The organism is Glycomyces mayteni (assembly GCF_042428885.1).
GTDB lineage: Bacteria > Actinomycetota > Actinomycetes > Mycobacteriales > Micromonosporaceae > Glycomyces > Glycomyces mayteni.
The window spans coordinates 213,045-236,667 of sequence record NZ_JBHMBP010000001.1 but is presented as its reverse complement, the minus strand read 5'-3'; the positions used below and the strand labels follow the sequence as shown (position 1 = coordinate 236,667).

At 71.4% G+C, this 23,623-nt stretch carries 21 protein-coding genes and 1 tRNA gene; 12 read left to right on the top strand and 10 right to left on the bottom strand.

Annotated elements, in window-relative coordinates; translation table 11 throughout:
- Nucleotides 1-7 precede the first annotated feature (7 nt).
- Nucleotides 8-703: a hypothetical protein gene (locus ACFFXY_RS01110; protein ID WP_382345039.1), complete on the top strand. Its 696-nt coding sequence runs from the start codon at nt 8-10 to the stop codon at nt 701-703.
- A 106-nt stretch (nt 704-809) separates the two neighbouring features.
- The gene (locus tag ACFFXY_RS01105) at nt 810-1,928 is read left to right on the top strand and encodes a hypothetical protein (protein ID WP_382345037.1); all 1,119 of its coding nucleotides are present in this window, start codon (nt 810-812) and stop codon (nt 1,926-1,928) included.
- 4 nt (nt 1,929-1,932) lie between these two features.
- Here the strand turns inward: ACFFXY_RS01105 and ACFFXY_RS01100 are convergent, their stop codons facing one another.
- From ACFFXY_RS01100 to ACFFXY_RS01090, 3 genes are read right to left on the bottom strand one after another with little or no spacing between them, the layout of a single operon-like run.
- Nucleotides 1,933-2,724 carry a hypothetical protein gene (locus tag ACFFXY_RS01100; protein ID WP_382345035.1) on the bottom strand — a complete coding sequence of 264 codons (792 nt, stop codon included), beginning with the start codon at nt 2,722-2,724 and terminating at the stop codon, nt 1,933-1,935.
- Nucleotides 2,721-3,893, bottom strand: coding sequence for a pentapeptide repeat-containing protein (locus ACFFXY_RS01095; RefSeq protein WP_382345033.1), 1,173 nt, complete (start codon nt 3,891-3,893; stop codon nt 2,721-2,723). The genes ACFFXY_RS01100 and ACFFXY_RS01095 overlap by 4 nt, the downstream gene beginning before the upstream one ends.
- A 47-nt stretch (nt 3,894-3,940) precedes the next feature.
- Nucleotides 3,941-4,963 carry a GlxA family transcriptional regulator gene (locus ACFFXY_RS01090; RefSeq protein ID WP_382347318.1) on the bottom strand — a complete coding sequence of 341 codons (1,023 nt, stop codon included), beginning with the start codon at nt 4,961-4,963 and terminating at the stop codon, nt 3,941-3,943.
- Between the two features lie 70 nt (nt 4,964-5,033).
- Between ACFFXY_RS01090 and ACFFXY_RS01085 the strand changes: the two genes are divergently transcribed.
- Together ACFFXY_RS01085 and ACFFXY_RS01080 are read left to right on the top strand one after the other, a co-directional pair.
- A complete protein-coding gene (locus tag ACFFXY_RS01085; RefSeq protein ID WP_382345031.1) occupies nt 5,034-5,369 on the top strand; it encodes a pirin family protein in 336 nt (111 codons plus the stop codon).
- 86 nt (nt 5,370-5,455) lie between these two features.
- Complete coding sequence (locus ACFFXY_RS01080) at nt 5,456-5,746, top strand: DUF1905 domain-containing protein (RefSeq protein ID WP_382345029.1); 291 nt, start codon at nt 5,456-5,458, stop codon at nt 5,744-5,746.
- A gap of 283 nt (nt 5,747-6,029) precedes the next feature.
- Here the strand turns inward: ACFFXY_RS01080 and ACFFXY_RS01075 are convergent, their stop codons facing one another.
- Entirely contained in the window at nt 6,030-6,569 is a 540-nt protein-coding gene (locus ACFFXY_RS01075; RefSeq protein ID WP_382345027.1) for a CGNR zinc finger domain-containing protein, read from the bottom strand.
- A 48-nt stretch (nt 6,570-6,617) separates the two neighbouring features.
- Here ACFFXY_RS01075 and ACFFXY_RS01070 point away from each other — a divergent pair, with 48 nt between their 5' ends.
- Entirely contained in the window at nt 6,618-7,184 is a 567-nt protein-coding gene (locus ACFFXY_RS01070) for a putative glycolipid-binding domain-containing protein (RefSeq protein ID WP_382345025.1), read from the top strand.
- Nucleotides 7,185-7,408: 224 nt separating this feature from the next.
- Here the strand turns inward: ACFFXY_RS01070 and leuA are convergent, their stop codons facing one another.
- From leuA to ACFFXY_RS01055, 3 genes are all read right to left on the bottom strand, one after another.
- Nucleotides 7,409-9,133 (bottom strand): 2-isopropylmalate synthase, encoded by a 1,725-nt coding sequence (gene leuA, locus ACFFXY_RS01065; RefSeq protein WP_382347315.1) that lies wholly within the window; start codon nt 9,131-9,133, stop codon nt 7,409-7,411.
- A gap of 244 nt (nt 9,134-9,377) precedes the next feature.
- On the bottom strand, nt 9,378-9,956 hold the full coding sequence (locus ACFFXY_RS01060) for a nitroreductase family protein (RefSeq protein ID WP_382345023.1): 579 nt from the start codon (nt 9,954-9,956) through the stop codon (nt 9,378-9,380).
- A gap of 140 nt (nt 9,957-10,096) precedes the next feature.
- Entirely contained in the window at nt 10,097-10,882 is a 786-nt protein-coding gene (locus ACFFXY_RS01055) for a hypothetical protein (protein ID WP_382345021.1), read from the bottom strand.
- 129 nt (nt 10,883-11,011) lie between these two features.
- On the opposite strand from ACFFXY_RS01055, the gene ACFFXY_RS01050 reads away from it, so the two are divergent.
- Together ACFFXY_RS01050 and ACFFXY_RS01045 are read left to right on the top strand one after the other, a co-directional pair.
- Complete coding sequence (locus tag ACFFXY_RS01050; RefSeq protein WP_382345019.1) at nt 11,012-12,277, top strand: aspartate kinase; 1,266 nt, start codon at nt 11,012-11,014, stop codon at nt 12,275-12,277.
- Between the two features lie 2 nt (nt 12,278-12,279).
- The gene (locus ACFFXY_RS01045) at nt 12,280-13,347 is read left to right on the top strand and encodes an aspartate-semialdehyde dehydrogenase (RefSeq protein ID WP_382345017.1); all 1,068 of its coding nucleotides are present in this window, start codon (nt 12,280-12,282) and stop codon (nt 13,345-13,347) included.
- Between the two features lie 185 nt (nt 13,348-13,532).
- On the opposite strand, the gene ACFFXY_RS01040 is transcribed toward ACFFXY_RS01045, so the two are convergent.
- Both ACFFXY_RS01040 and ACFFXY_RS01035 read right to left on the bottom strand, forming a co-directional pair.
- Nucleotides 13,533-14,321: a DUF2705 family protein gene (locus ACFFXY_RS01040; RefSeq protein ID WP_382345015.1), complete on the bottom strand. Its 789-nt coding sequence runs from the start codon at nt 14,319-14,321 to the stop codon at nt 13,533-13,535.
- On the bottom strand, nt 14,314-15,243 hold the full coding sequence (locus ACFFXY_RS01035) for an ATP-binding cassette domain-containing protein (RefSeq protein ID WP_382345012.1): 930 nt from the start codon (nt 15,241-15,243) through the stop codon (nt 14,314-14,316). Before ACFFXY_RS01035 ends, ACFFXY_RS01040 begins: the two co-directional genes overlap by 8 nt.
- A gap of 262 nt (nt 15,244-15,505) precedes the next feature.
- On the opposite strand from ACFFXY_RS01035, the gene ACFFXY_RS01030 reads away from it, so the two are divergent.
- From ACFFXY_RS01030 to ACFFXY_RS01015, 4 genes are all read left to right on the top strand, one after another.
- Nucleotides 15,506-17,248, top strand: coding sequence for a choice-of-anchor I family protein (locus ACFFXY_RS01030; RefSeq protein ID WP_382345010.1), 1,743 nt, complete (start codon nt 15,506-15,508; stop codon nt 17,246-17,248).
- A gap of 132 nt (nt 17,249-17,380) precedes the next feature.
- On the top strand, nt 17,381-18,793 hold the full coding sequence (gene cysS, locus ACFFXY_RS01025) for a cysteine--tRNA ligase (RefSeq protein WP_382345007.1): 1,413 nt from the start codon (nt 17,381-17,383) through the stop codon (nt 18,791-18,793).
- A 48-nt stretch (nt 18,794-18,841) separates the two neighbouring features.
- Nucleotides 18,842-19,855: a 23S rRNA (guanosine(2251)-2'-O)-methyltransferase RlmB gene (rlmB, locus tag ACFFXY_RS01020; protein ID WP_382345005.1), complete on the top strand. Its 1,014-nt coding sequence runs from the start codon at nt 18,842-18,844 to the stop codon at nt 19,853-19,855.
- A gap of 58 nt (nt 19,856-19,913) precedes the next feature.
- Nucleotides 19,914-22,493 carry an Hsp70 family protein gene (locus ACFFXY_RS01015; RefSeq protein WP_382345003.1) on the top strand — a complete coding sequence of 860 codons (2,580 nt, stop codon included), beginning with the start codon at nt 19,914-19,916 and terminating at the stop codon, nt 22,491-22,493.
- Nucleotides 22,494-22,502: 9 nt separating this feature from the next.
- Here ACFFXY_RS01015 and ACFFXY_RS01010 read toward each other — a convergent pair whose 3' ends face one another.
- Nucleotides 22,503-23,327 carry a hypothetical protein gene (locus ACFFXY_RS01010; RefSeq protein WP_382345001.1) on the bottom strand — a complete coding sequence of 275 codons (825 nt, stop codon included), beginning with the start codon at nt 23,325-23,327 and terminating at the stop codon, nt 22,503-22,505.
- A gap of 195 nt (nt 23,328-23,522) precedes the next feature.
- Between ACFFXY_RS01010 and ACFFXY_RS01005 the strand changes: the two genes are divergently transcribed.
- Nucleotides 23,523-23,598 (top strand) — tRNA-Thr (locus tag ACFFXY_RS01005).
- Nucleotides 23,599-23,623: the final 25 nt, after the last annotated feature.

Sequence of the window (23,623 nt, the reverse complement as noted above, 5' to 3'; positions counted from 1 at the left end):
CGCCCCAATGGAACACGAACCCGACCAACCGCGCCCCGACACCGCCGCCCCCACAGCCGAGACCACGACCGAACCACGCCCCGAGACCGACCCTCCCGCGGACGAGACCACAGCCGCCGAAACCGAGGCCGCCGAAGCGGTGATCGGCGAGATCACCGTCGAACCCGGCGCCCCCCGCCCCGGAACCGAAGCCGCCGAACCTGAACCCGAACCGGCCCCCGACGTCTGCCTCCACCGCGTCCGCCTCCGCGACCTCACCCCCGGCGGCCGCGCCCTCGCCGCCCTCGGCCTCCTCGCCGCCCTCCTCGCCGGACTCCTCCAACTCGCCGCCCTCTTCGCCGGCGGCTTCCTCGTCTCCATCGGCGCCGAATTCGCCGAACGCGCCCTCGCCGAAGGCATCCTCCTCATCCTCGGCTCCATGTTCGCCATGATCGGCGTCTTCGCCCTCCCCGGCACCTGGCGCCGCCTCCACCGCCCCGAAGCCCCCATCCTCTGGCTCACCATCACCGGCACCCTCCTCACCACCGCCGCGCTCTACCTCCTCGGCGAAACCACCGCCCTCCCCTGGGCCGCCGCCGTCGCCCTCCCCAACCTCGCCGTCGCCGCCCTCCTCGCCTACCTCCGCACCGTCCTCGACCCCCGCGAAACCTGCGACACCAACCCCGCCCTCCCCACCCGCTCCCGCTACCTCCGCCACCCTTGACGCCCCCGCCACCCGCCCACTAAACTCCCCTCACCCCACCCGCCCCCACGGCCGGGACCTCGCCCTATGCGTCACTGAAAGCCCCAAAATGGATAACGAATCCGGCTTGTCCCGGCTCGCCGACCCGCCCGTCACGGTCGAGCCCGGCGGCGAGACGACCGACGGCCGTACCGCGTGGACGACTCCTCGACCGGCCCAAGCGGACACGCCGTGCGCCCACACCGTCCGCGCCCGCGACCTCAAGCCCGCCGGGCGACTCCTGTTCGCGACCACCGTGATCGCCTTCGTCCTCAACTCCCTGCTCCAGGGCCTCGCCGTACTCTTCGGCCTGCTCGAACTCAGCTTCCTCATCGACGGCGACATGCTCGACGCCGCGGTCGCCGCGGCCATGTTCGTCGGCCTGGGCCTGACGATCCCCGGCGGCGCGGCACTCCTGCGCATCTGGACGCGCCTGCACCGGCCGCCGCGAGGGATCCCGGTCCTCCACGCCCTCGGCATCACGGCCTGGGCCGCCGGATACCTGATGCTCGGGTACGTGACCGGCTGGTACCCGCTCATGTTCCTGGTGCTGTTCGCGCTGCCCGTCCCCGCATTGCTGCTCGCCCTCGGGAACCTCCTGTACGACCGGGGCACCTGCCGGAGCCATCCGACCCTGCCGCCGCGCTTCCAGGAGCTGGTCGCCCGCTGCCCGGAGCCGCAGGCGGCCCCGCCCGCGCCGTACCGCGCCAAGGACTGCCCGCACTTCGTCCCCTTCGCCGACCTGCGCCCTCGGCCCCGGTTCATCGCGGCCGTCAGCCCCGTCCTCTCGGTCGTCTACTTCGCGGTGATCGCGCTGTACATCCGGGAGATCTCCCTCGGCGGTGCACAACCCGACCTGGCCATCGGGTCCGCGATCGTCCTGCTGCCGTTGAACTTCGTCGGCCTGCACGAGCTCGGCCGCTGCGCGAAGCGCCTCCACCGGCCGGGTGCCGGCGTCTTCGTCCTGAGCCTCCTGGGCTACCTGATCACCCTGCTGCTCATGGGCGAAGGCGCGCTGTACGGCCTGGGGTTCTGCTGGCCGGGCGCGATCCTCGCGGCGTCCCGGGCGGTCGGCCTCATCGCCGCGATGCGGCGCCTCCCGAAGCGCGCCGTCTGCCGGTCCCTGCCGCCCGACATCCCCGCCATGGCGATGATCCGCCGCGCCGCCCCGATCGCGCCCGCGTCCGCATTGCGCGCGAACGCCTAGCGGCTCAGCACATCACTACCCGGTTCGGGTGGTCTTCGGCGGCGGGGCAGTAGTAGAGCTGCAACGTGTACCCGCGGCCGATGAGGACGTCGACCGGGTCGGCGAACCGCCGGCCGGTGCCGGCCTCCTCGACCGGCTGCCAGCTTCCGGTGCCGCCGTCGAACTCGCCCGACGCGGCCGCCAGCAGCGGCAGTTGCAGCTCCCCGCAGTCGCACACCACCGGGAACGGGTCGATGATCCCCCAGACCCCGCCGTGCCCCAGTGCCTTCCAGCCCGGCGCCTGGGCGTCCCGGTGCGGGTACTCGGTGATCGCCTCCGGATGCAGCACGCACCGGTTCGGCACGTAGTTCTCGTTGCAGACCAGCGGCACCGGCGCCGACGCCAGCGGCGCCGTCACCGAACCCGCAGTGCGCCAGCGCAGCTGGAACTCGGGGTTGTACAAGGCCTCGCCCTCCGGGTGGTCGCGCGGGCACCACAGGATCTGGAGGAGGTCGAACCGGTCGGGCCAGGGCAGGCCCGGCACGTCCCGGTAGTACAACTGCGCCACCGGGATCAGCGCCTCGGGGACGCGTTCGACCGGGCCGTCGAAGGGCTCGTCGAAGACGTCCTCGTGCTCCAGCGAGCACACCGGCCAGGGCTCGTCGGCGGGCCACAGCAGCGGGCCGCCGATGGAACTGGTGTCGGCCGCGGGCTCCCCGAGGCGGGGGTGGAGGCGGATCGCGGTGCGCGCCTGGGCGTCGAGCTGCGGGAAGAGCCCGAGGAGGTCGTGCGGGCGCGGCGGGCTCGTGCGGGTCACCGGTCCGCACCGTCCTCGGGGAGGCGGAGGGCGTCGCGGTCGTCGGCGAGGTTGAACACCGGCGGGTGGGACCAGTCGGCGACGCGGGAGAAGTCGAGGACCGCGGCGTCGATCTCGGGGCGGTCGAAGATGACGGACGTGCCGGTGAAGCTGGCGCGGTTGAAGTCCAGGAGCGGCGCGGCACCGGCCACAGGGGACGCGCAGACCGTCTTCGTGAAGTGGACCTGGCCGCCGGTGAACGCGGTCCCGTCGAACGCCACGTCCCTGGCGAAGTGCGCCGAGCCGAAGTCGAGGAGCCCCGCGGCGATCGTCATCTCCGACAGCAGGACCGGGCCCGCGAACCGCGTCTCGGTGAACCGCAGCCGCGCGCCGAGGAACCGGGCCCGCGTGAAGTCCACGGGGCCTTCGAAGCGGACGCGCGAGAAGTCGACCGTGCCCGCCGTGAAGCGCCCGAACGCGAACGAGACGCGGCCGAGGAACAGGGCGTCGTTGAGGTTCCCGCCGTCGAGGTTCGTTCCGGTGAAGTCGAAGTCGTGCTCGTGCCAGGTGCGGCCCGGCACCGGCGTGCGGCGCAGGCGGCCGCCGACGACGTTGATGACGGTGTGCCGGATGAGCCGCTCCTCCAGGACCGCGCGGAACCGGGGCGGGTCGTTGGCGGCCTCGCGCTCGTGGCGGAACGGCGGCGTCTCGTACGGCATCCGCACGTACGCGCAGAGGACGTTGATGCAGGTCTGGCGCCCGGCGTCCCAGTCGTCGGCGAGCGCGGCCATGGCGTAGACGCCGGCGAGGCGGTTGGCGGCGTGGTCGGAGGAGAGCTGGTCGGCGGCGGAGGCGAAGCGCTCGTTGAACAGTTTGGTGGCCTCGCGGACCTCCGTGGCCTCCGTGATGCGCTGCTTGCGGTAGGAGACGGTGAGGGCGATGACGCCGCCGACGCCTGCGATCGCGTAGAGGGACAGGCGGATGACCTCAAGGGTGGTGCGGTCGTCGGGGTCCGAGCTGAGCGGGGAGGTGAGGTCGCTGGTGAGCAGCCACAGCAGGCCCGAGAGGAGTGCCGAGGCCAGGACGACCATGAGGAGGACGTGCACGGAGAGCGGATAGGTGGGCCGCTCGACACCGCTGCGTTTGAACGCGGTGCGGAAGGCGCTCATGGGGTCGCGAGGGTTCGGCATCGTTCGGTTGTACCAGACGGAGGCGACATTTCGGCTCCCCGAGCGGCTCAGCACCCGGCTGCGGCCCCGCCCATGCCCGCGTCGGCTCCCGTTCCCTCCGCCGCTCCCGCTCCCGCTCCGATTGTCCTGCCGAACGCCCGCCGGTACGCCGCGGGCGTCGTCCCGAGCCGGTCCCGGAACCGCCTGCGCAGGTTCAGAGCCGACGACAACCCCACCCGGGCCGCGATGGCCTCGATCGGCAGGTCCGTGTCCTCCAGCAGCGCCTGCGCCGCCGAGATCCGCTGCGCCAGCAGCCATCTGCCGGGGCTGACCCCCAACTGCTCGTCGAACCGCCGCGCCAGCGTGCGCACCGACACCCGCCCCCTCTCCGCCAAATCCTCGATCGACAACGGCTCATGCAGTCGCTCGGTCGCCCACTCCAACACCGCCCCAAGGGATTCCGAGGGCTCCCCTGCGGCCCCGACCGCATACTGCCGCTGCCCGCCCTCTCTATGCGGCGGCATCACCATGTGCCGCGCAATCCGCCCCGCCAGCCCGGCCCCGTGGTCGCGCCGCACCAGGTGCAGGCACAGATCGATCCCCGCCGCCGTCCCCGCGCTCGTCGCGATGTCGCCCAGGTCCACGTACAGCGCATCGCAGTCCACTTCGACCTTCGGGTACCGCGACGCCAGCTCGCCCGCGTACCGCCAATGCGTCGTGGCCCGCCGCCCGTCCAGCAGCCCCGCCTCCGCGAGCAGGAACGCCCCCGTGCAGATCGCCACCATCCGCGCTCCGCGCGCATGCGCCGCCCGCACCGCCTCCAGCACCGCGGGACTCGCCTCCGAGTCCTTCTTCGCCCACGCCGGAACGAGCACGGTGTCGGCCGCCTCCAGCGCATCCAGCCCCTCGGTCACCGCGAGCGCGCACCCACCCGCCTTCGTCGGCACGATCCCCGGCCGCTCGGTGCACACGGTGAACGAGTACCGGCTCGGCAGGTGCGGCCGGTCCAACCCGAACACCTCGGCGGCACTCGCCAGCTCGAACTCGGCCTGCGGCGGTTGGACGAGCGCGACGACCCGGTGGAGCTCCATGGCATGAAAGTACTCCAGGATGACGATCCTGTCACTGTCGCGCCCGCCCGCCACGGGGCAGACTCGGACCATGAACGGGACCATGAGCAAGGCGCGCAACGACATCCAGTCCGTCCAGGTCGACGCGGTCAAACCCGTCGAGGTCGCCCCGGGCGTCATCCGCCGCCACCTCCCCGGCGCGGGCCCCTCCGACGGCTGGCTCTACGACCTCGTCCCCGGCATCGAATGGCCCGAATCCGACCTCCACCCGGGCCTCGCCCGCACCTACTACATCCTCTTCGGCGAGATCACCTTCAACGACCGCCACCTTGGCCCCGGCGCCTACCTCGTCCTCACCCCCGGTGACCCCTTCCGCCCCCGCACCACCACCGGAGCCCGCCTCCTCGGCATTACCCTCCCCGGCTGATCCCTGCTAGGCGGACCCAGCCCCGCACCCCACCGGCCCGCCCGGGAACGGGCCCCGGTGTCGGTGCGGGTTCGTATGCTCGGGGCATGGAACTGGAGTTCAGCGGCGAGATCTGGCACTGGCGCGGCCCCGCGCCCTGGTTCTTCGTGTCCGTCCCCGAGGACGGCTGCCGCGAACTGGCGGCCGCCTCGGCCGTGGTCAGCTATGGCTGGGGCATGGTCCCGGTGACCGCCGCGATCGGCGACGTCACCTGGTCCACCTCCTTGTGGCCGAAGGACGGCGGCTACATCGTGCCGCTGAAGGCCGACATTCGCAAACGGGCCGGCGGCGTCGACGAGGGCGACACGGTCACGGTCCGCCTGGCGGTCGACGTGTGATGGGCCCGGGCTGCGCTGTTCGGTTGTTTGCGGGCGGCCGACCTGGTGTGGTCGGCCGCCCGCGGTGTGCCCCGCGGGGGCTGGTACCGGCGGGGGCAGGGCCGCGGGTGGTGTCCCGCGCCTGGCCTTGGTATGGCGACGTTCGCGAATTCCCTCTGTCGCCGCCATCCCGCCGATACCGGATGGCGTTTTTTGCTATCTACTACAACAGGTGGGGCAGCCGAGTGTCGAATGTGAAGAAGCTACTTGTGGATAACTCTGTGGATGGCTATTGATTCGCAGTTCAGGGGCTTGTGGATTGTGCGGTGCGAGTGCGTTCTCTGTGGGCGCGGACTTTTGCGATGCCGCCGCAGGAGCGGCCGTCGGGGCCGCCTGCGGTCATGAGGCACCAGCGTTTGCTGCCGTTGCGGCTGTGGTCGTAAAAGACCCAGCGGCAGTCGGGGCAGGCTTTGAGCCGGTGCCACCGGTTCGCCGCTATCGCCTCTAGGACGGCCGCGAGGAGGGTGGCGGCGAGTGGGGTCGGCGGCTGATCGGGTCTGTATTCGATGGCGCCGTTGGTGAGGTGGGGGCGGATCTTGAGGTGGGTGATCCAGTGGTTGAGGGTTTCGGAGGTGTCGGCGGTGTGCTCGACGGCCGCCCGCAGGTCTTCGCGAAGGTCCAGGATCGTCTGCCGTTGGGTTTGGGGCAGTCGGGCTTCACTTGCGTAGGCGTCGAACTCGTCTTCTGCCCGGCGGGTGTCGTTGGGGATGCGCCAGGTGTTGAGCAGGGTTCGCACTGCTTCGAGCGCTCCAGGGGCCTCTTGGCCGCCGCCGTTGTTAACCATTCAATTATTTTACTGGTTTACGATGAGAGTGAGAAGTGTTAACCTCCCATGATGATGGATGGTTATCGTGATGTGCTGCGGCGCCAGATCATGTGGGAGTCGGTGCAGTGGCCGGGCAGTGAGCATCTTGACTTGCGGGCCGATGCAGAAGGCGTCGTCGCCGACGGGGTCGTCCTGGCCGCACCGGAGGGGGACCCGATCCGCCTGGCCTACCGGGTCGAGTGCGATGCGGATTGGCAGACTCGTTTCCTGTCCGTCCAGTTCCACGGCGACTCGCGCCGGACCCTCGTGCGCGACGACGCCGGGAACTGGAGCGAGGACGGGCGCGCCCGGCCTGATCTGAACGGCTGCACCGACATCGACATCGCCCTCACCCCGTTCACCAACACGCTCCCGATCCGCCGCCTCGGCCTCGCCGCAGGGGACGCGGCCGATCTGCGCATCGTCTACGTCCAGCCGGCGCCCGAGCCCCTCTTCAGCGCCGCCGACCAGCGGTACACCCGCCTCGCCGACGACCGCTACCGGTACGAGTCCGGGGACTTCCAGTCCGAGATCGAGGTGGACCGAGACGGGCTCGTCACCGCCTATCCCGGGCTTTGGGCCATGGCCTCCTGACCGGGGACGCCGTAGGGGCGGGCCGCATCGCGGTCCGCCCCTGCGGGTTCTTGTATTGGTCGCTGCTGCTTCGTGGTGGTCGGCTTGTGGCCTCTCCGGGTGCGGCGCTCCTGGTTCGGGCGCGCGGGAATGCGGGACGGCCGGTGGGGCGTCTCGGGTTGCAACAGGGCGGCCGGGTCCCGGCCGAGGTGCGACCTCGCCGGGCCGCGAGGCCCGGCGGAGTCCTAGGCGCGGTTGTAGGCGCTGGCGACGGCGCGCATGGTGGCGAGGACGATGTTCGGGTGGACGCCCGCGCCCCAGACGGTGCGGCCGTCGATGGCGCACTCGACGTAGGAGGCGGCCTGGGCGTGCTGGCCCGCGGACAGGGCGTGCTCGGCGTAGTCGAGGACCTCGACGTGGACGCCCACAGTGGACAGGGCGTCGGTGAACGCGGAGAGCGGGCCGTTGCCGGTGCCGGAGACCTTCTGCTCGACGCCGTCCAGGACGATGGTGGCGTCGAGGTTCAGCTTCTCGTCGGCGTACGTCGTGTCGTGGTCCTCCACGACCAGGCGGGTGCGCGGCTGGTACTCCGGGTGGTACTCGCTGCGGAACACCTCGTGGATCTCCTCGGTGGAGATCTCCTTGCCGGACGCGTCGGTGGCGCGCTGGATCGCCTGGCTGAACTCGATCTGCATGCGGCGCGGCAGGTCGAAGCCGTACTCGCTCTGCATGACGTACGCGACGCCGCCCTTGCCGGACTGCGAGTTCACGCGGATGACCGCCTCGTACGTGCGGCCCACGTCCTTCGGGTCGATCGGCAGGTACGGGACGCCCCAAGTGAAGTCGTCGATCGCGACGCCCGCGGCGTCCGCGTCGGCCTCCAGGTGCGTGAAGCCCTTCTTGATGGCGTCCTGGTGCGAGCCGGAGAACGCCGTGTACACCAGGTCGCCCGCGTACGGGTGCCGCTCGTGGACGGGCAGCTGGTTGCAGTACTCGACGGCGCGCTTGATCTCGTCGATGTTGGAGAAGTCGATCCGGGGGTCCACGCCCTGGCTGAACAGGTTCATGCCCAGGGTCACCAGGCATACGTTGCCGGTGCGCTCGCCGTTGCCGAACAGGCAGCCCTCGACGCGGTCGGCCCCGGCCTGCACGGCCAGTTCGGCGGCGGCGACGCCGGTGCCGCGGTCGTTGTGGGGGTGGACGGACAGGATCAGGGACTCGCGGTTCGGGAGGTTGCGGTGCATCCACTCGATGGAGTCCGCGTAGACGTTGGGGGTGGCCATCTCGACGGTGGCGGGCAGGTTCACGATCAGCGGCCAGTCGGGGGTCGGCTGGATGACCTCGGCGACCTTGGCGCACACCTCGACCGCGTAGTCCAGCTCCGTGCCCGTGTACGACTCGGGGGAGTACTCGTAGCGGATCGCTGTGTCGGGGGTGTGGATGTCCTTGTACTTCAGGCACAGCCGCGCGCCCTGCGTGGCGATGTCGGTGATGCCGTCGCGGTCCAGGCCGAACACGACGCGGCGCTGGAGCACCGACGTCGAGTTGTAGAAGTGGACGATGGCCTGCTTCGCGCCCCGCAGGCTCTCGAAGGTCCGCTCGATGAGGTGCTCGCGGCACTGGGTCAGGACCTGGATCGTGACGTCCTCGGGGATGAGGTCCTGCTCGATCAGCATCCGCACGAAGTCGAAGTCGGTCTGGGAGGCCGACGGGAAGCCCACCTCGATCTCCTTGTACCCCATGGAGACCAGCAGTTGGAACATCTTCTTCTTGCGGTCGGGCGTCATCGGGTCGATGAGGGCCTGGTTGCCGTCGCGCAGGTCCACCGCGCACCAGATCGGGGTCGTGTCGACCACCTTGTCGGGCCAGGTCCGGTCGGGCAGGGCGACCTTGAACTGGGAGTGGTACGGCTGGTAGCGCTTCGCGCGATCGGCGAACGGCGCGGAGGAAGACGTGGAAGTCACGGGAATGCTCCTGAAGAATGACGCTGGTTGTCTGAGCCTGGGACTGATCCAGCCGGCATGCGAAAACCCGCGGCGAGGAGGCCGACCTAGTTGGCCCCGCCGCGGCAGATAAGGAGCATCGAGTACCGCATGACCCCGCGAGCGTACACCGCGGAACCGGCGCCGGTCGATCCCGATGCCCGGATCGTGGGACGGCGCGGCGCGGATGCGGGACGCGTCGCCCCGGGCCGCCGGGACGGACGGGCCCGGCCTACGGCTCGATGAGCAGGTCCTCCACCGGCAGCCGCTCGCGCAGCTTCCGGTCCGGACCGGCCACGTGCTCCGGCAGGTCCGCCGGGTCCCCGGCCACGCCGATCGCCGCCACCGTCGTCGGCACCAGCGGCGCCTCCAGGTCGAACTCCGAGGCCAGCGCCGCCGCGTCGAAGCCGCCCATCTGGCGGACCGTGAGGCCCTCGGCGGCGGCCTGGAACGTGAGGTGCGCCATGGCCTGCCCGAGGTCGTACATGGCGTGGGACAGGGGGCCTCTCGCGTTCGCGTCGGTGCGGACGGCGACCAGGAGCGCGGAGGCGTGGCCGGCCCAGTCGCGGTTGCCGGGGTTGAGGCAGTCGAGGACGCGTTTGAACTCGCCGGTGCCGCGCTTGGCGAGGAGGAACCGCCACGGCTGGGTGTTGCCGGCGCTGGGGGCCCAGCGGGCGGCTTCGAGGAGCGCGGCGATCTGGGCGTCGGTGAGGTCGGTGTCGGGTGCGAGGGCGCGGGTGGAGTGGCGGGTGGCCAGGAGCGGGTGGATGGGGACCGCCGTCGTGGCGTGGCGGTCGATGGGTGCGTTCATGGGCGGTCCTTCGGTTGCGGTCGAGCCCGCCGCCGGCGCCCCTGGCGGGGCCGCCGGTTCGGGCCGGTCGGCGTCGTCGCCATCGTTCATGGTGCCACGCTCAGCAGCGGAAACCGCATGTCGTGTCGGTTTCCTTACTCTCATGTCGCCTCATCGGGGGACGGGCTGAGGGTTTCGGCGGGGGTGGCTGAGGGGTCGGGTGAGGGCGTCCCGGTGGGGGTCGCGGACGGGTCGGGGGTGGGTGTGGGCTCGGGGGGTGCTTTGGCGCTCAAGGGCTCCTCTTCGACGATGTCGCCGGGGAGTTCGACCGTGGCGGCGGCTTCGGCGGGTTCGCCTTCGAGTTCGAGGGTGCCGAACTCGCCGGTCTGGACGGAGAGGATCGTGCCGTCGTCGTCGAGGCACCATTCGCCGCCGGGGATGGGCGTGTCGACGACGACGGTGTTGGGGGTGAGGGTGAAGCAGTCGCCGTCCTGGGCGACGGAGAAGGGCATGTGCCGGTCGAGGAGCAGCGGGAGCCATTCGGTGAAGGGGCGTTGGACGCGGGGGTCGTAGCGGCCGGGGATCTCGCCGGTGATGCCGGCGAGTTTCACGCACCGGCCGGCGGCGCACTGGAAGAACCCGCCGGTGGTCCAGGCGACGGTCACGTCGACGGTGCCGCCGAGGCCCCAGTCGGGGACGTCGACGCGCCAGGTCCCGTCCTGGGCGGCCCACATGGTGACGGTGCCGCCCTCCGACCACGTGTACTCGGCGGTGAAGGTCGTGTCGAGGGCCCTGGTGACGCGCCCGATGAGGGTGGCCTGGGCGCTGTGTCGCGGCGGGGGCTCGTGCGGTTCGGGCTCGGCGGTGGCGGTGCCGCATCCTGCCGCGGCGATCACCGCAGCCGTCGTGAGCGCCGCCACTGTCCGGTTCGTCCATCTCGTTCCCACCGGCCGATTCTCTGTCCCGGCACCCGGAACGACCTGGCGACACACCGGTACGCGCAGCTAAGGTGACATGGCCGCCCCTCTGGGGCGCCGAGAATGTCACGCGAGACATGAGCGAGTGAGGTGAAACCCGTGGCGCTAGTCGTGCAGAAGTACGGCGGTTCATCGGTCGAGAATGCCGAGCGCGTCAAGCGCGTCGCCGAGCGAGTGGTGGCCACGCGAAAGCGGGGCGACGACGTGGTCGTCGTCGTCTCCGCCATGGGGGACACCACGGACGAGCTGCTCGACCTCGCCGCGCAGGTGTCGCCCGTCCCCGAGCCGCGCGAGCTCGACATGCTGCTGACGGCGGGGGAGCGGATCTCCATGGCGCTGCTGGCGATGGCGATCAACAACCTGGGGTTCCAGGCGCGGTCGTTCACCGGTTCGCAGGCGGGGATGATCACGACGGCCGCGCACGGCGTGGCCCGGATCATCGACGTCACTCCCGGGCGGATCCGGTCCTCGCTCGACGAGGGGTTCATCACGATCGTCGCCGGGTTCCAGGGCGTCAGCCAGGACACGAAGGACATCACGACGCTGGGCCGGGGCGGCTCGGACACGACGGCGGTGGCGCTGGCTGCGGCGCTGGAGGCGGACGTGTGCGAGATCTACTCGGATGTGGACGGGGTGTTCACCGCCGATCCGCGGATCGTCCCGAATGCGAAGAAGCTCGACGCGATCACGTTCGAGGAGATGCTGGAGATGGCCGCGTCGGGCGCGAAGATCCTGCACCTGCGGGCGGTGGAGTACGCCCGCCGGTACGGGCTCCCGCTGCACGTCCGCTCGTCGTACTCGACCAAGACCGGCACGATGGTGTCGGGTTACATGGAGGATCTTTCCGTGGAGCAAGCACTCATCAGCGGCGTGGCGCACGACCGCTCCGAAGCCAAGATCACGGTGACCCGCGTGCCCGACAAGCCGGGTGCGGCGGCGCAGATCTTCCAGGTCATCGCGGACGCCGAGATCGACATCGACATGATCGTGCAGAACGTGTCGACGGCCGGGAACGGGCACACGGACATCTCGTTCACGCTCCCGAAGGAGTCGGGGCCGAAGGGCACCGAGGCGCTGAAGAAGCACCAGGGGGCCATCGGGTTCGAGAAGCTCATCTACGACGAGAACATCGGGAAGGTGTCGCTCATCGGCGCGGGGATGCGGTCGCATCCGGGCGTGACGGCGAACTTCTGCCAGGCGCTGGCGGACGCGGGCGTGAACATCGAGATCATCTCGACGTCGGAGATCCGGATCTCGGTGGTGTGCCGGGACACGGACCTGGACGCGGCGGTGCGCGCGGTGCACGACAAGTTCGACCTCGGCGGCGATGAGACGGCCGTCGTGTACGCGGGGACGGGGCGGTAGGCATGGCGCGCAAGCTGAACGTCGCGATCGTCGGCGCCACGGGCGTCGTCGGGTCGATCATGCGCCGGCTCATCGCGAAGGAGCGCGGCAACTGGGGCGAGGTGCGCCTCATCGCCTCCGCGCGGTCCGCCGGGAAGCAGCTGGAGGTCGGCGACGAGGTGCTGACGGTGCAGGCGATCGGCCCGGACGTGTTCGACGGGATCGACATCGCGCACTTCGACCTGCCCGACGAGGTGTCGGCCGAGTGGGTGCCGGTGGCGGCCGCGAAGGGCGTCGTCGTCATCGACAAGTCCGCGTACTTCCGCATGGACCCCGAGGTGCCGCTGGTGTGCAGGGAGGCGAACCCCGGCGACGCCGCGAACCGTCCGAAGGGGATCATCGCGAACGCGAACTGCACGACGCTGGCGCTGATCCCGACGCTCGCGGCGCTGAACGAGCGGTTCGGGCTGGTGTCGATGTCGGTGGCGTCGTACCAGGCCGCGTCGGGTTCGGGCAAGGAAGGGCTGGAGGCGCTGTATGCGCAGCTCCAGAAGGTCGGCGGCGCCGAGGGCGTGGGCACGGCCGGGAACGACCTGCGGCTGGTGCTCGGCGAGGAGTTCAACGCGCCGTTCGGGGCGCCGCTGGCGCTGAACGTGGTGCCGAAGGTCGGCGGGTGGCGCGAGGACGGGTGGACCAGTGAGGAGCTGAAGGTCCGCAACGAGTCCCGCAAGATCCTGGGCCTGCCGGACCTGAAGGTCGCGTCCACGTGCGTGCGCGTGCCCGTGGCCGTCGGGCACTCGCAGGTCGTGCACGCGACGTTCGCGAGCGAGGTGACGGTGGCCGAGGCGCACCGGGTGCTCGCGGCCGCTGAGGGCGTGGACCTGGTGGACGACCCGGAGAACATGGTGTTCCCCATGCCGATCGACTCGGTCGGGCGGGGCGGCACGCAGGTCGGGCGCATCCGCCAGTCGATCGACTTCCCGAACTCCCTGGAGTTCTTCGTCGTCGCCGACAACCTCATGAAGGGCGCGGCCCTCAACTCGATCGAGACCGCGGACCTCGTGCGCCGCGAACTCGAAGCGCAGCAGTAGCGGACACGCGCGAGCGGCCCCGGGGCATCGCCCCGGGGCCGCTTCGCGGTTTTCGGGCACACCAAGCACCGGGGGTTTCGGGGATTTCGGGCCCCCGGCGACAACCCTTGCCGACGGGTACGACGATTCCAAGGTAACGAGACGCGGCCCGTGGCGGATGCCACGGGCCGCGGTCGTGTCTGCGATCAGGCGTCGCGTTTCTTGAAGAGGGTCCAGGCCGAGGCGAGGATGAGGGCCGCGAAGAGGGCGAAGATCCCTCCGGCGCCCCAGCGGGGGAACAGGTCGAAGTCCGGGGCGCCGGGGCCGAAGTCGCCGGGGGCGCTCAGCTCCAGGAGGCGGGCGCCGTCGGAGAACGGGAGGAACTTGACGACCGGGACGAGCCAGTCGAGCTGCGGGATCATCGACAGGCCCATGACCATGTTCTCGATGATGAGCGGCATCAGGAAGATGACGACCAGCGCCGAGGGCACGCCGCGGAACAGCAGGCCCAGGCCGAAGCCGACGAGGACGTACAGGAGCATGTAGACGACGTACCCGATGAGCGACGTCCCGAGGGGGTCGTCGAACAGGCCGGGGGCCTCGCCCCACACCGCGTACACCACGCCGAGGTTGACCGCCATCGACACGAGCGTGACGACGAGGGTCGTGGACAGGACGACCGCGAGCTTCGCGAGGATGAGCCGGTTGCGCTGCGGGAGCGAGGTGAGGGTCGGCTGGATCGTGCCGTGGCGGTACTCGTGGCCGCACGCGAAGATCCCGATGATCGCCATGAACACGGCGAGGAACGGGAGCCCGAACCCGGCGCCGCCGTTGAGGGCGATCCACATGATGTCGGCGGAGACCGGGTCGTTGCGGGCGGCGACGCCGACGAGGACCGCGACGCCGGTGGACACGAGCAGGCCCATGCCGATGAGCCAGTAGGTGGAGCGGAGCGTCGTCAGGCGCTTCCACTCGAAGCGCAGTGCGTCAAGCATCGGGGTTCCCTCCAGCGGCGACGGGGTCCTTGGCGACGAACTGCCCGGAGGCGCCCGTCGCGGACATGAACGCCTCCTCCAGGGAGGCCCGGCGCGTCGACAGCTCGTGCAGTTCGACGCCCGCGGTGAAGGCCAGGTGCCCGACCTTGCCGATCTCCAGGCCGGAGACGACCAGCGCGTCGGCCTCGGGGACCACTTCGGCCCCTTCGGTCTTCAGCGCCGCGGCGAGCGCGGTGGTGTCGGGGCCGCGGACGACGACCTGCGACTGGGTGAACTCGCGGACGAACGTGTCGACGTCGCCGTTGAAGATCATCGTGCCGCGGCCGATGACGACGAGCTCGTCGGCCATGAGCTGCATCTCCGAGAGCAGGTGCGAGGACACGAAGATGGTGCGGCCCTCGGAGGCGAGGGTCTTGAGGACGTCGCGCATCCAGTGGATGCCGTGCGGGTCGAGGCCGTTGGTGGGCTCGTCCAGCAGGAGCGTGCCGGGGTCGCCGAGGAGGGCCTGGGCGAGGCCGAGGCGCTGCGCCATGCCCAGGGAGTACCCCTTGGGCTTCTTGCGTTTGACGTTGCCGAGGCCGACGAACTCCATCACCTCGTCCACTCGGGAGTCGGCGATCCGGTTGCCGGCGGCGAGCATCCGCAGGTGGTTGCGGGCGGACCTGGTGGGGTGGAACGGTTTCGCCTCTAGGAGGGCGCCGACCTCGTTCATGGGGCGGCGGATCGTGCCGAACCGCTGGCCGTCGAAGAGGGTCTCGCCCTCGCCGTGGTCGAGGCCGAGCATGAGGCGCATGGTCGTGGACTTCCCGGACCCGTTGGGGCCGAGGAATCCGGTGACGACGCCGGGGCGCACGTCGAAGGAGAGGTGGTCTACGGCGACCGTCTTGCGGTACCGCTTGTACAGACCCTTCGCGGTGATCATGGGGCTCCCATCCGGGAATCGCGGGTCAGGGACGGGCCAAGTCTATGAGCGCGGGGCGCCTGCGCGCATGGGCGCGCGGACCGATTTCGCGTTCGTGCCACGGGGGGAGGAAAGGGCCGCAACCGGTACCGGGGTACTACGCGGGGGCCGATTCGCGACCCGGAGTTCACTCCCCGTTTCCCCGCCGCTCCGCCCCGGGACCCCTGGCCTCGGTGGACTGGGGCCGTCACCCCCGCATCCCCCGAGAAGTCAGGAAACCGCTGTGCAGAAGCGACTGCTCGTGCCCGCGCTCGCGGTCGGGCTGGCGGCCCTCGCCGTGCCCGTCCCCGCGCTGGCCCAGGACGACCCGGCCCTGGACCTGTCGGTCCTGGGCACCTACTCGACCGGCGCGTTCGCCGCGGGCGGGTCCGAGATCACGGCCTACGACCCCGCGACGAAGCGCGTGTTCGCGGTGAACGCCGAAGCGGGCGTGGTCGACGTGATCGACGTGTCCGACCCCGCGGACCCGGTGAAGCACGCGGTCCTCGACGCCGCGGCCGCCCTGGGCCAGGCGGGTGCGACCGTCAACTCCGTGGCCGTGAACGGCGGGACCGTCGCGGTCGCCGTCGAGGCCCCCGTGAAGACCGACCCGGGCTGGGTCGCGTTCTTCGGCACCGACGGCGTCTTCCAGGGCTCGGCGCAGGTCGGCTCCCAGCCCGACTCGATCGCGTTCACCCCCGACGGGTCCAAGGCCGTCACCGCCGACGAGGGCGAACCGGACGACGACTACGCCGTGGACCCGGCCGGGACGGTCTCCATCGTCGACGCCGCCACCTACGCGGTGACCACCGCGGACTTCACCGCGTGGGACGAGGACTCGCTGCCCGAGGGCTTCCGGGTCTTCGGCCCCGACCTCACCGGCGGCGACGCCGTGCAGCGGGCGATCGAACCGGAGTACGTGACGATCGAGGACGACGCGACCGCGTACGTGACCCTCCAGGAGAACAACGCGATCGCCGTCGTGGACCTCGCCGCCGGTGAGGTCGCCGAGCTCCTCCCGCTCGGCTTCAAGGACCACGCGGCCGAGGGGAACGGCCTCGACGCCTCCGACAAGGACGGCGAGGTGAACATCACGGCGTGGCCGGTGCAGGGCATGTACCTGCCCGACGGGATCGACTCGTTCGCGACCGGCGGCGAGACGTACCTGGTCACCGCCAACGAGGGCGACGTGCGCGAGTGGGGCGACTACTCCGAGGAGGCCCGCGTCAAGGACCTGGAGCTGTGCGAGGGCGCCTTCGGCGGCGCCGACCTCGACGCGCTCCAGGCCGACGAGGCGCTGGGCCGCCTGAAGGTCACCTCCACCCTCGGGCGGACCGAGGACGGCTGCTACGACGAGCTGTACTCGTTCGGCGGGCGCTCGTTCTCCATCTGGTCCACCGACGGCGACCTCGTGTTCGACTCCGGCGCCGAGTTCGAGGCCGTGATCGCCGAGGTCGAGTCCGCGAACTTCAACGCCGACAACGAGGCCAACGACTTCGACGACCGCTCCGACGACAAGGGCCCCGAGCCCGAGGCCGTCGCCGTCGGACAGATCGGCGACGCCGTGTACGCGTTCATCGCGCTGGAGCGGCAGGGCGGCGTCATGGTCTACGACGTCACCGACCCCGCGAACGCCGTCTACGTCGACTACGTGTCGAACCGCGACTTCACCGCCGAGCCCGCCGCGGGCCAGGGCGGCGACACCGGGCCCGAGTCGATCGCGTTCGTCGCGGCCGCCGACTCCCCGACCGGGCGGCCCATGCTCGCGGTCGGCAACGAGATCTCCGGCACCACGACCCTGTGGGACATCGCCGGGGACGCCGTCCCCGGCGGCGGCGACCCGTCCGAGAACCCCTCTGACGACGCGTCCGGCTCCGGGGTCCTCCCCAAGACCGGCACCGGCGCCACCGGGCTCCTGGTGGGCCTCGCCGCGGTCCTCGCGGTCGGCGGCGGCGTCATGGTCGCCCTGCGCCGCAGGGCCGCCTAGGGCCGCCTCCTGACACCGACTGCCTCCCGATGACGGGCCTCCGGCGCGAGCCGGGGGCCCGTTCCGTCTCGCGCCCTTGACACGCGGCCCTCGGGGCGCTAGGGGCGGTCCCCGGTTGTCTAGAATCAACGGGTGAGCCTGCGACTGTACGACACCGGCACCCGTTCGATCCGCGAATTCCAGCCCCGGAATCCCGGGCGCGTCGGCGTCTACCTGTGCGGCCTCACCGTCCAGGGCCCGCCGCACATCGGGCACCTCCGCTCGGGCGTCTCCTACGACGTGCTCATCCGCTGGCTGCGCCGCACCGGCTACGACGTCACCTACGTGCGCAACGTCACGGACGTGGACGACAAGATCCTCGTCCGCGGCGAGGAGCAGGGCCGCCCCTGGTGGGCCATCGCCTACGAGAACGAGCGGAAGCTCGCCGCCGCCTACGCCGCCCTCAACGTCGAGGCCCCCACGTACGAGCCGCGCGCCACCGGCCACGTCACCCAGATGATCGACCTCGTCTCGGCGCTCATCGAACGCGGCCACGCCTACGCCACCGACTCCGGGGACGTCTGGTTCTCCGTGTCCTCCTGGGCCGAGTACGGCCAGCTCTCCCACCGCCGCCCCGAGGACATGCTCGCCTCCGCCGAGCCCGGCGGCGGCAAGCGCGACTCCCGCGACTTCGGCCTGTGGAAGGCCCACAAGGCGGGCGAGCCCGCCGACGCCGCCTGGACGTCCCCCTGGGGGCCCGGCCGCCCCGGATGGCACATCGAGTGCTCCGCGATGGCCCGCCGCTACCTCGGCGACGCCTTCGACATCCACGGCGGCGGCACCGACATCATGTTCCCCCACCACGAGAACGAGCTCGCCCAGTCCCGCGCCGCCGGGCTCGGGTTCGCGAAGTACTGGGTGCACAACGGGATGCTCAACCTCTCCGGCACGAAGATGTCGAAGTCCCTGGGCAACACCCTGTCGGTGGCCGCGCTCGGCGAGAAGGGCTTCACGGCCGCGGCGATCCGCTACTACCTCACCGGCGTCCAGTACCGGTCCGCCGTCGACTTCTCCGAGGACGCGCTCGCCGAGGCCCAGTCCGCGTGGGAGCGCCTCTCGAACTTCGTACACCGTACGGTCGAGGCGCTCGGGCGCGACGCCGTCATCGGCGGCGCCCTCGCGCCGGAGTTCACCGCCGCGATGGACGACGACCTGAACACGCCCGCCGCCGTGGCCGTGATCCACGACATGGCCCGCTCAGGCAACGCCGCCCTCGACTCCGCTTCGACCACCGGCGACGACGCCGCCGCGGCCCGCGTCGGGGCCGCGGTCCGAGCTATGCTCGACCAGCTCGGCCTCGACCCGCTCGACCCGCAATGGGACGACCCGGGTGACGCGAAGCTCACCGGCGCCGTCGACGCGCTCGTGAAGCTCGCACTCGAACAGCGCGCCGACGCCAGGGCCCGCAAGGACTACGCGGCTGCCGACCGCATCCGCGACGACCTCGCGCACGCCGGCATCACCGTCAAGGACACCCCTCGCGGTCCCGTGTGGACCGTGGACTAGGCGACCGCCCGTCCGCAGACGACCGACACCACTGGGGAACTTGAACCGATGAGCACCAAGGGCGGGCACCCGAACCGTCGCAAGACCAGCAAGGCCGGCCCGAAGATCGGCTCCGGCGGGGGCAAGAAGGGCCTGGCCGGGAAGGGCCGCACCCTCAAGGCCGCCGACCGCCCCTGGCACAAGGAGTACACCGGGGACGACAAGCCCCAGAAGACCCAGCGGAAGCAGTCCGCCGAGCGCGCCAAGGCCGCCTCCGAAGGCCGCACCACGAACATCGGCCGCGCCCCGCGCCCCACCGGCACCCGCCGCCGCCGCCGCGACGACGAGCCCGAGCTCATCCTCGGCCGCAACCCCGTGCTCGAAGCGCTCCGCGCGAAGGTCCCCGCGACGGCCCTGTACGTGGCGTTCGGCACGGAACTGGACGACCGGGTCGCCGAGTCCGTGCGCATCGCCGGGAACCGCGACCTGCCGATCAAGGAGCTCGCCCGCCGCGACCTCGACCGGCGCACCAACAACGCCCTCCACCAGGGCATCGGCCTCCAGATCGAGCCGTACGAGTACGCCGAGTTCGAGGACCTCCTCCACATCTCCCAGACCTCCGGGACCGCGCCGCTGCTCGTCGCCCTCGACGGCGTCACCGACCCGCGCAACCTCGGAGCGATCATCCGCTCCGCCGCCGCGTTCGGCGGCCACGGCCTCATCATCCCGTCCAAGCGCGCCGCCTCCGTGACCGCCGTCGCCTGGCGGACCTCCGCGGGCGCCGCCGCGCGCCTGCCCGTCGCGAAGGTCGTCAACCTCACCCGCACGATCCAGGCCTGCCAGCAGGCCGGGTTCATGACCGTCGCCCTCGACGGCGGCGGCGACGTCGACGTGTTCGACCTCCCCGTCGCCGCCGACCCGCTGCTCATCGTCGTCGGCGACGAGGGCAAGGGCGTGTCCCGCCTGGTCGCCGAGACCTGCGACCACCGCGCGGGCATCCCCATCAGCGGCGAGGTCGAGTCCCTGAACGCCTCCGTCGCCGCGTCCATCGCACTCGCCGAGGTCCAGCGCCAGCGCCGGTAGTGAGCGCGCACTAACCTGAAACCCTCCCGCACGCCCTACACCCCGGAGCTGCACGACCATGCCGGCCGATTACCTGCTCAGCGTCGACCTCGGTACGTCCCACACCGTGGCCGTGGTGGTGTGGCCCGACGGCCGCACCCGCCCGCTCCTGTTCGACGGCTCCCCGGTGATGCCCTCGGCGGTGTTCCTCGACCCCGCCGGGACGCTCCACACCGGGAAGGACGCCGAGCGGCTCGCGCTCACCGCGCCCGAGCGGTTCGAGCCGAACCCGAAGCAGCGGATCTCCGACGGGACGCTCCTCTTGGGGGACAGGGAGATCCCGGTGACGGCGGCGTTCGCGGCGATCCTGTCGCGGGTCGCGAAGGCCGCGGTCGAGTCGGTGGGGCGGCTGCCCGACGCGGTGCTGACGTGCCCGGCGGCATGGTCGGAGCAGCGGCGCGCGTCGCTGCACGACGCGGCCGCGCAGGCCGGGTACCGGCCGGTGAAGATCCTCACCGAGCCCGTCGCGGCCGCGCACTACTACACGTCGCGCCTGTCCCACCAGGTGCGGACCGGCCAGCCTTTGGCGGTGTTCGACTTCGGCGGCGGGACGCTCGACATCGCGGTCCTGGAGCGGCGGCCGGACGGCTCGTTCGGGGTGCTCGCCGACGGCGGCCTGCCCGACCTCGGCGGCCTCGACTTCGACGCGGCCCTCGTCGCCCACATCGGGGAGACGGTGCGGCGGCGCGAGCCCGAGATCTGGAAGCGGCTCGAAAACCCCAGCGGCGCGAGCGAACTGCGCAACCGCCGGGAGCTGTGGGAGGAGGTGCGGGCGGCGAAGGAGATGCTGTCGCGGTCCTCGGTCGCGCCGGTGACGGTCCCGGACATGGCGCAGTCGCTGCACCTGACCCGCGGCGAGCTGGACCAGATCTCGCGCCCGCTGCTGTCGCGCGCGGTCGGCGAGACCCAGCGGGTCCTCGGCCTCACCGGGCGCCGCCCCGAGCAGCTCGCGGGGCTGTTCCTCGTCGGCGGGTCCTCGCGGATGCCCATGGTGTCCAAGATGCTCCACGAGGGACTGGGGATCGCGCCCACGGTCCTCGAACAGCCCGAGCTGCCGGTCTCGGAGGGCGCGGCCCTGGCGATGACCGCGGCCGTCCCGGTCACCCCGCCCGCGGCCGTGACCTCCCCGCCCTCGGTCCTGACGGCCCCCTCGATGGGCCTGCCGCCGGTGACCCCCGCCTCGGACGAGACGGTCCTGCTGCGCCGCAGCGGGGGCGCGCCGCTCCCGCCGCCGCGGCGCGGCACCGTCCACACCGCCCGCCGTATTCCTCCGAAGTGGATCGCGATCGGCGTGACCGCGGCCGTGCTCGTCGCGGCGGTCGCGATCGGCGCGTGGTGGCTGCTCAACCCGTACAAGCAGCGCCCGTTCGCCGACGGCCTCACCGAGGTCGCCCCCGCCACCGCGGTGAGCGGCGAACTCGACGACGGGATCTACGAGGTCCGCTCCCGCGGCGACCTCTCGGTGTTCTTCTACACCACCGCCTCCGACGACGAGTCGGGCCAGGAGATGCACGTCCGGGCCCTGTCCAACGAGACCGGCGACCCGGTGTGGTCGCAGGACGCCGTCCTCAAGGGCGACGGCTGGAACACCGGCTACTTCATGTCCGACGAGCTCCTCGCCCTCTCCCAGGAAGTGGAGACCGGGGAGTACAAGTTCGTGTTCCTCGACCCGGGCACCGGCGAGGTCCGCAACACCCAGACCACCGCGAGCCGCACCGCCGCCCGCTCCGGCGACCTCCTCGTCGTCGGCCCCGAGCAGGACGCGGGCGCCGACTTCAAGGTCTTCGACTCAGATGGCGAGCGCGTCGCCGAGTGGACCGCGGGCACCGAGGACGCCACGGTGCGGTCCTGGGGGCTCAACGGCGTCCCCGCGGACCTGAACGCGCCCACCGAGACCGCGAACGGCGACGGTCGGCTGTGGGCGGTCACCAGCGACAACGTCATGCACGTCTACGACATCGAGAGCGGCGACTCGGTCGTGCAGCGCGAGATCGAGACCGTGGACGACATGTACTTCGCGTGGGACGGGAACCTGTACGTGGCCGCCGACAAGGAGACCGGGTACGAGCTGAACGTGTACGGCCTGGAGGACCTCAAGCAGCTCGACTCGCAGTTCATCGAGTCCGGGGACGTCGGCCCGGCCGACATGACCGAGTGCGGCGAGGCCCTGGTGTGCGTCGCGGAGTCGGTGGACGACCAGACCGACGTGTACCACTGGCGGGTGTACGACGCCGACAAGGAGGAGATCTCCCACGACTTCGACGACCAGGAGTACGGGTGGATCGAGCCCCTCGGGGACCGGCTCCTCGTGGAGTACTACGCGGGCGACTCGAAGCGGACCCAGATCTACGACAAGGGCTTCGACGCGGTCGGGAACTCCCTTGAGGAGACGTTCGATCCGATCGACGGCGGCTCGGCGCTCGCCTGGCCCGGCCGGTCCACGTTCGGCACCGTCACCGGCGGCGTCACGGGCCTGGGCCGCGACGGGTCCCGCGCGGAGCTGAGCACTGACCTGGAGCTGTACGCCTGCGACGCAACGGATACGCGCCTGGCGTGCATCCTCCCCGACGGCCTCCAGGTGTTCTCGTTCCGCGACTAGCCTCCGGGCTCAGCCGACGGGGCGGCACCAGGACCGGGTCTCGGGCTTGAGCAGCGCCCACAGGAACGCGGCCGGGACCAGGGCGAGGGCCGCCGGAACCGCCCAGGGCCCGCCCCGGGCCCCGAACGCGACCGCCGCGGCGACCAGCCACAGCGTGTAGACCGCCGCGAGTCCGACGGTCCCCAGCCACCCCCACCTGCGGCGGCGGGTCATCCCGATGTTCAACGCGGCGTGGACGACCGCCGCCGCGACCAGCAGCAGTCCCAGCCAGTCCGCGCCGTCCTCGGCGAGGACGGCACGGGTCCCCGTCTGCACCGCGAACACCACTGCGGCCCAGAGCATCACGAGCTGCGCGACCACCAGGAACGGCGGCTCCTCCCGCTCCCCGATCCGCGGACTGTGGCAGTCCGACGATTCGTCGCACCAGCGCTGCGAGACCGGCAGGACCAGCAGGACCAGCAGCGCCGCGAGCACGAGCGTCCCCGCCAGGCCCGTCCCGAACGTCAGGCCCGCGCGGGTCGCCAGCGCCGTCACCAGGACCGTCGCGCACACGATCACCACCGACCGCCGCGCCCAGTCGCGCCCCGTCCAGACCTTCACGGCCGCAAGCGCGGTCGCCGCGGCGACCGCGAGGAACAAGAGCGGCTCCACGTACGCGAGGGCGCTCGCCGAGCCGGAGAAGCGGGTCGAGACCCGGAACGAGGTCATGACCGCCGAGACGGCGACCAGCCACGCCATCGCCGCGACCATCGCCCACAGCAGGACCACCGCGGCGGCCACCGGGATCGGCGCGCGGGGCCGGGCCGAAAGGGAGGATCGCTCAGGGGTCGCCATCCGCCCAGTTTAGGCTCCCGGCGGTGTTGCCGGTCGGAGACGAATGCCGCGGCGGAGGGGCTGGACGGGGCCGCGAACTCCCGGTACCGCGTGGGCCGGGTGCGCCGCCTGGGACCGCTGCGCCTCCGGGGGTCCCGCGGCGGTATACCGGTCGGCTAGAATCGAACCGTCTCGCTGGGGTAACGGCGCAGGCAGGCCGCTGTAGCTTTAACGGTAGAGCAACTGTCTTGTAAACAGTAGGTTGCGGGTTCGAATCCTGTCAGCGGCTCCACGACGCGGCAAGGCCGCAGGTCGCC

Bases quoted from the DNA above. Each gene is read 5' to 3' on its own strand.
- ACFFXY_RS01080 (WP_382345029.1), top strand. From the start codon at position 5,456: ATGGAACTGGAGTTCAGCGGCGAGATCTGGCACTGGCGCGGCCCCGCG.
- ACFFXY_RS01110 (WP_382345039.1), top strand. From the start codon at position 8: ATGGAACACGAACCCGACCAACCGCGCCCCGACACCGCCGCCCCCACA.
- ACFFXY_RS01015 (WP_382345003.1), top strand. From the start codon at position 19,914: ATGCCGGCCGATTACCTGCTCAGCGTCGACCTCGGTACGTCCCACACC.
- ACFFXY_RS01070 (WP_382345025.1), top strand. From the start codon at position 6,618: ATGATGATGGATGGTTATCGTGATGTGCTGCGGCGCCAGATCATGTGG.
- ACFFXY_RS01045 (WP_382345017.1), top strand. From the start codon at position 12,280: ATGGCGCGCAAGCTGAACGTCGCGATCGTCGGCGCCACGGGCGTCGTC.
- ACFFXY_RS01060 (WP_382345023.1), bottom strand. From the start codon at position 9,956: ATGAACGCACCCATCGACCGCCACGCCACGACGGCGGTCCCCATCCAC.
- ACFFXY_RS01075 (WP_382345027.1), bottom strand. From the start codon at position 6,569: ATGGTTAACAACGGCGGCGGCCAAGAGGCCCCTGGAGCGCTCGAAGCA.
- ACFFXY_RS01090 (WP_382347318.1), bottom strand. From the start codon at position 4,963: ATGGAGCTCCACCGGGTCGTCGCGCTCGTCCAACCGCCGCAGGCCGAG.
- ACFFXY_RS01095 (WP_382345033.1), bottom strand. From the start codon at position 3,893: ATGCCGAACCCTCGCGACCCCATGAGCGCCTTCCGCACCGCGTTCAAA.
- ACFFXY_RS01035 (WP_382345012.1), bottom strand. From the start codon at position 15,243: ATGATCACCGCGAAGGGTCTGTACAAGCGGTACCGCAAGACGGTCGCC.
- rlmB (WP_382345005.1), top strand. From the start codon at position 18,842: ATGAGCACCAAGGGCGGGCACCCGAACCGTCGCAAGACCAGCAAGGCC.
- ACFFXY_RS01085 (WP_382345031.1), top strand. From the start codon at position 5,034: ATGAACGGGACCATGAGCAAGGCGCGCAACGACATCCAGTCCGTCCAG.
- ACFFXY_RS01040 (WP_382345015.1), bottom strand. From the start codon at position 14,321: ATGCTTGACGCACTGCGCTTCGAGTGGAAGCGCCTGACGACGCTCCGC.
- ACFFXY_RS01010 (WP_382345001.1), bottom strand. From the start codon at position 23,327: ATGGCGACCCCTGAGCGATCCTCCCTTTCGGCCCGGCCCCGCGCGCCG.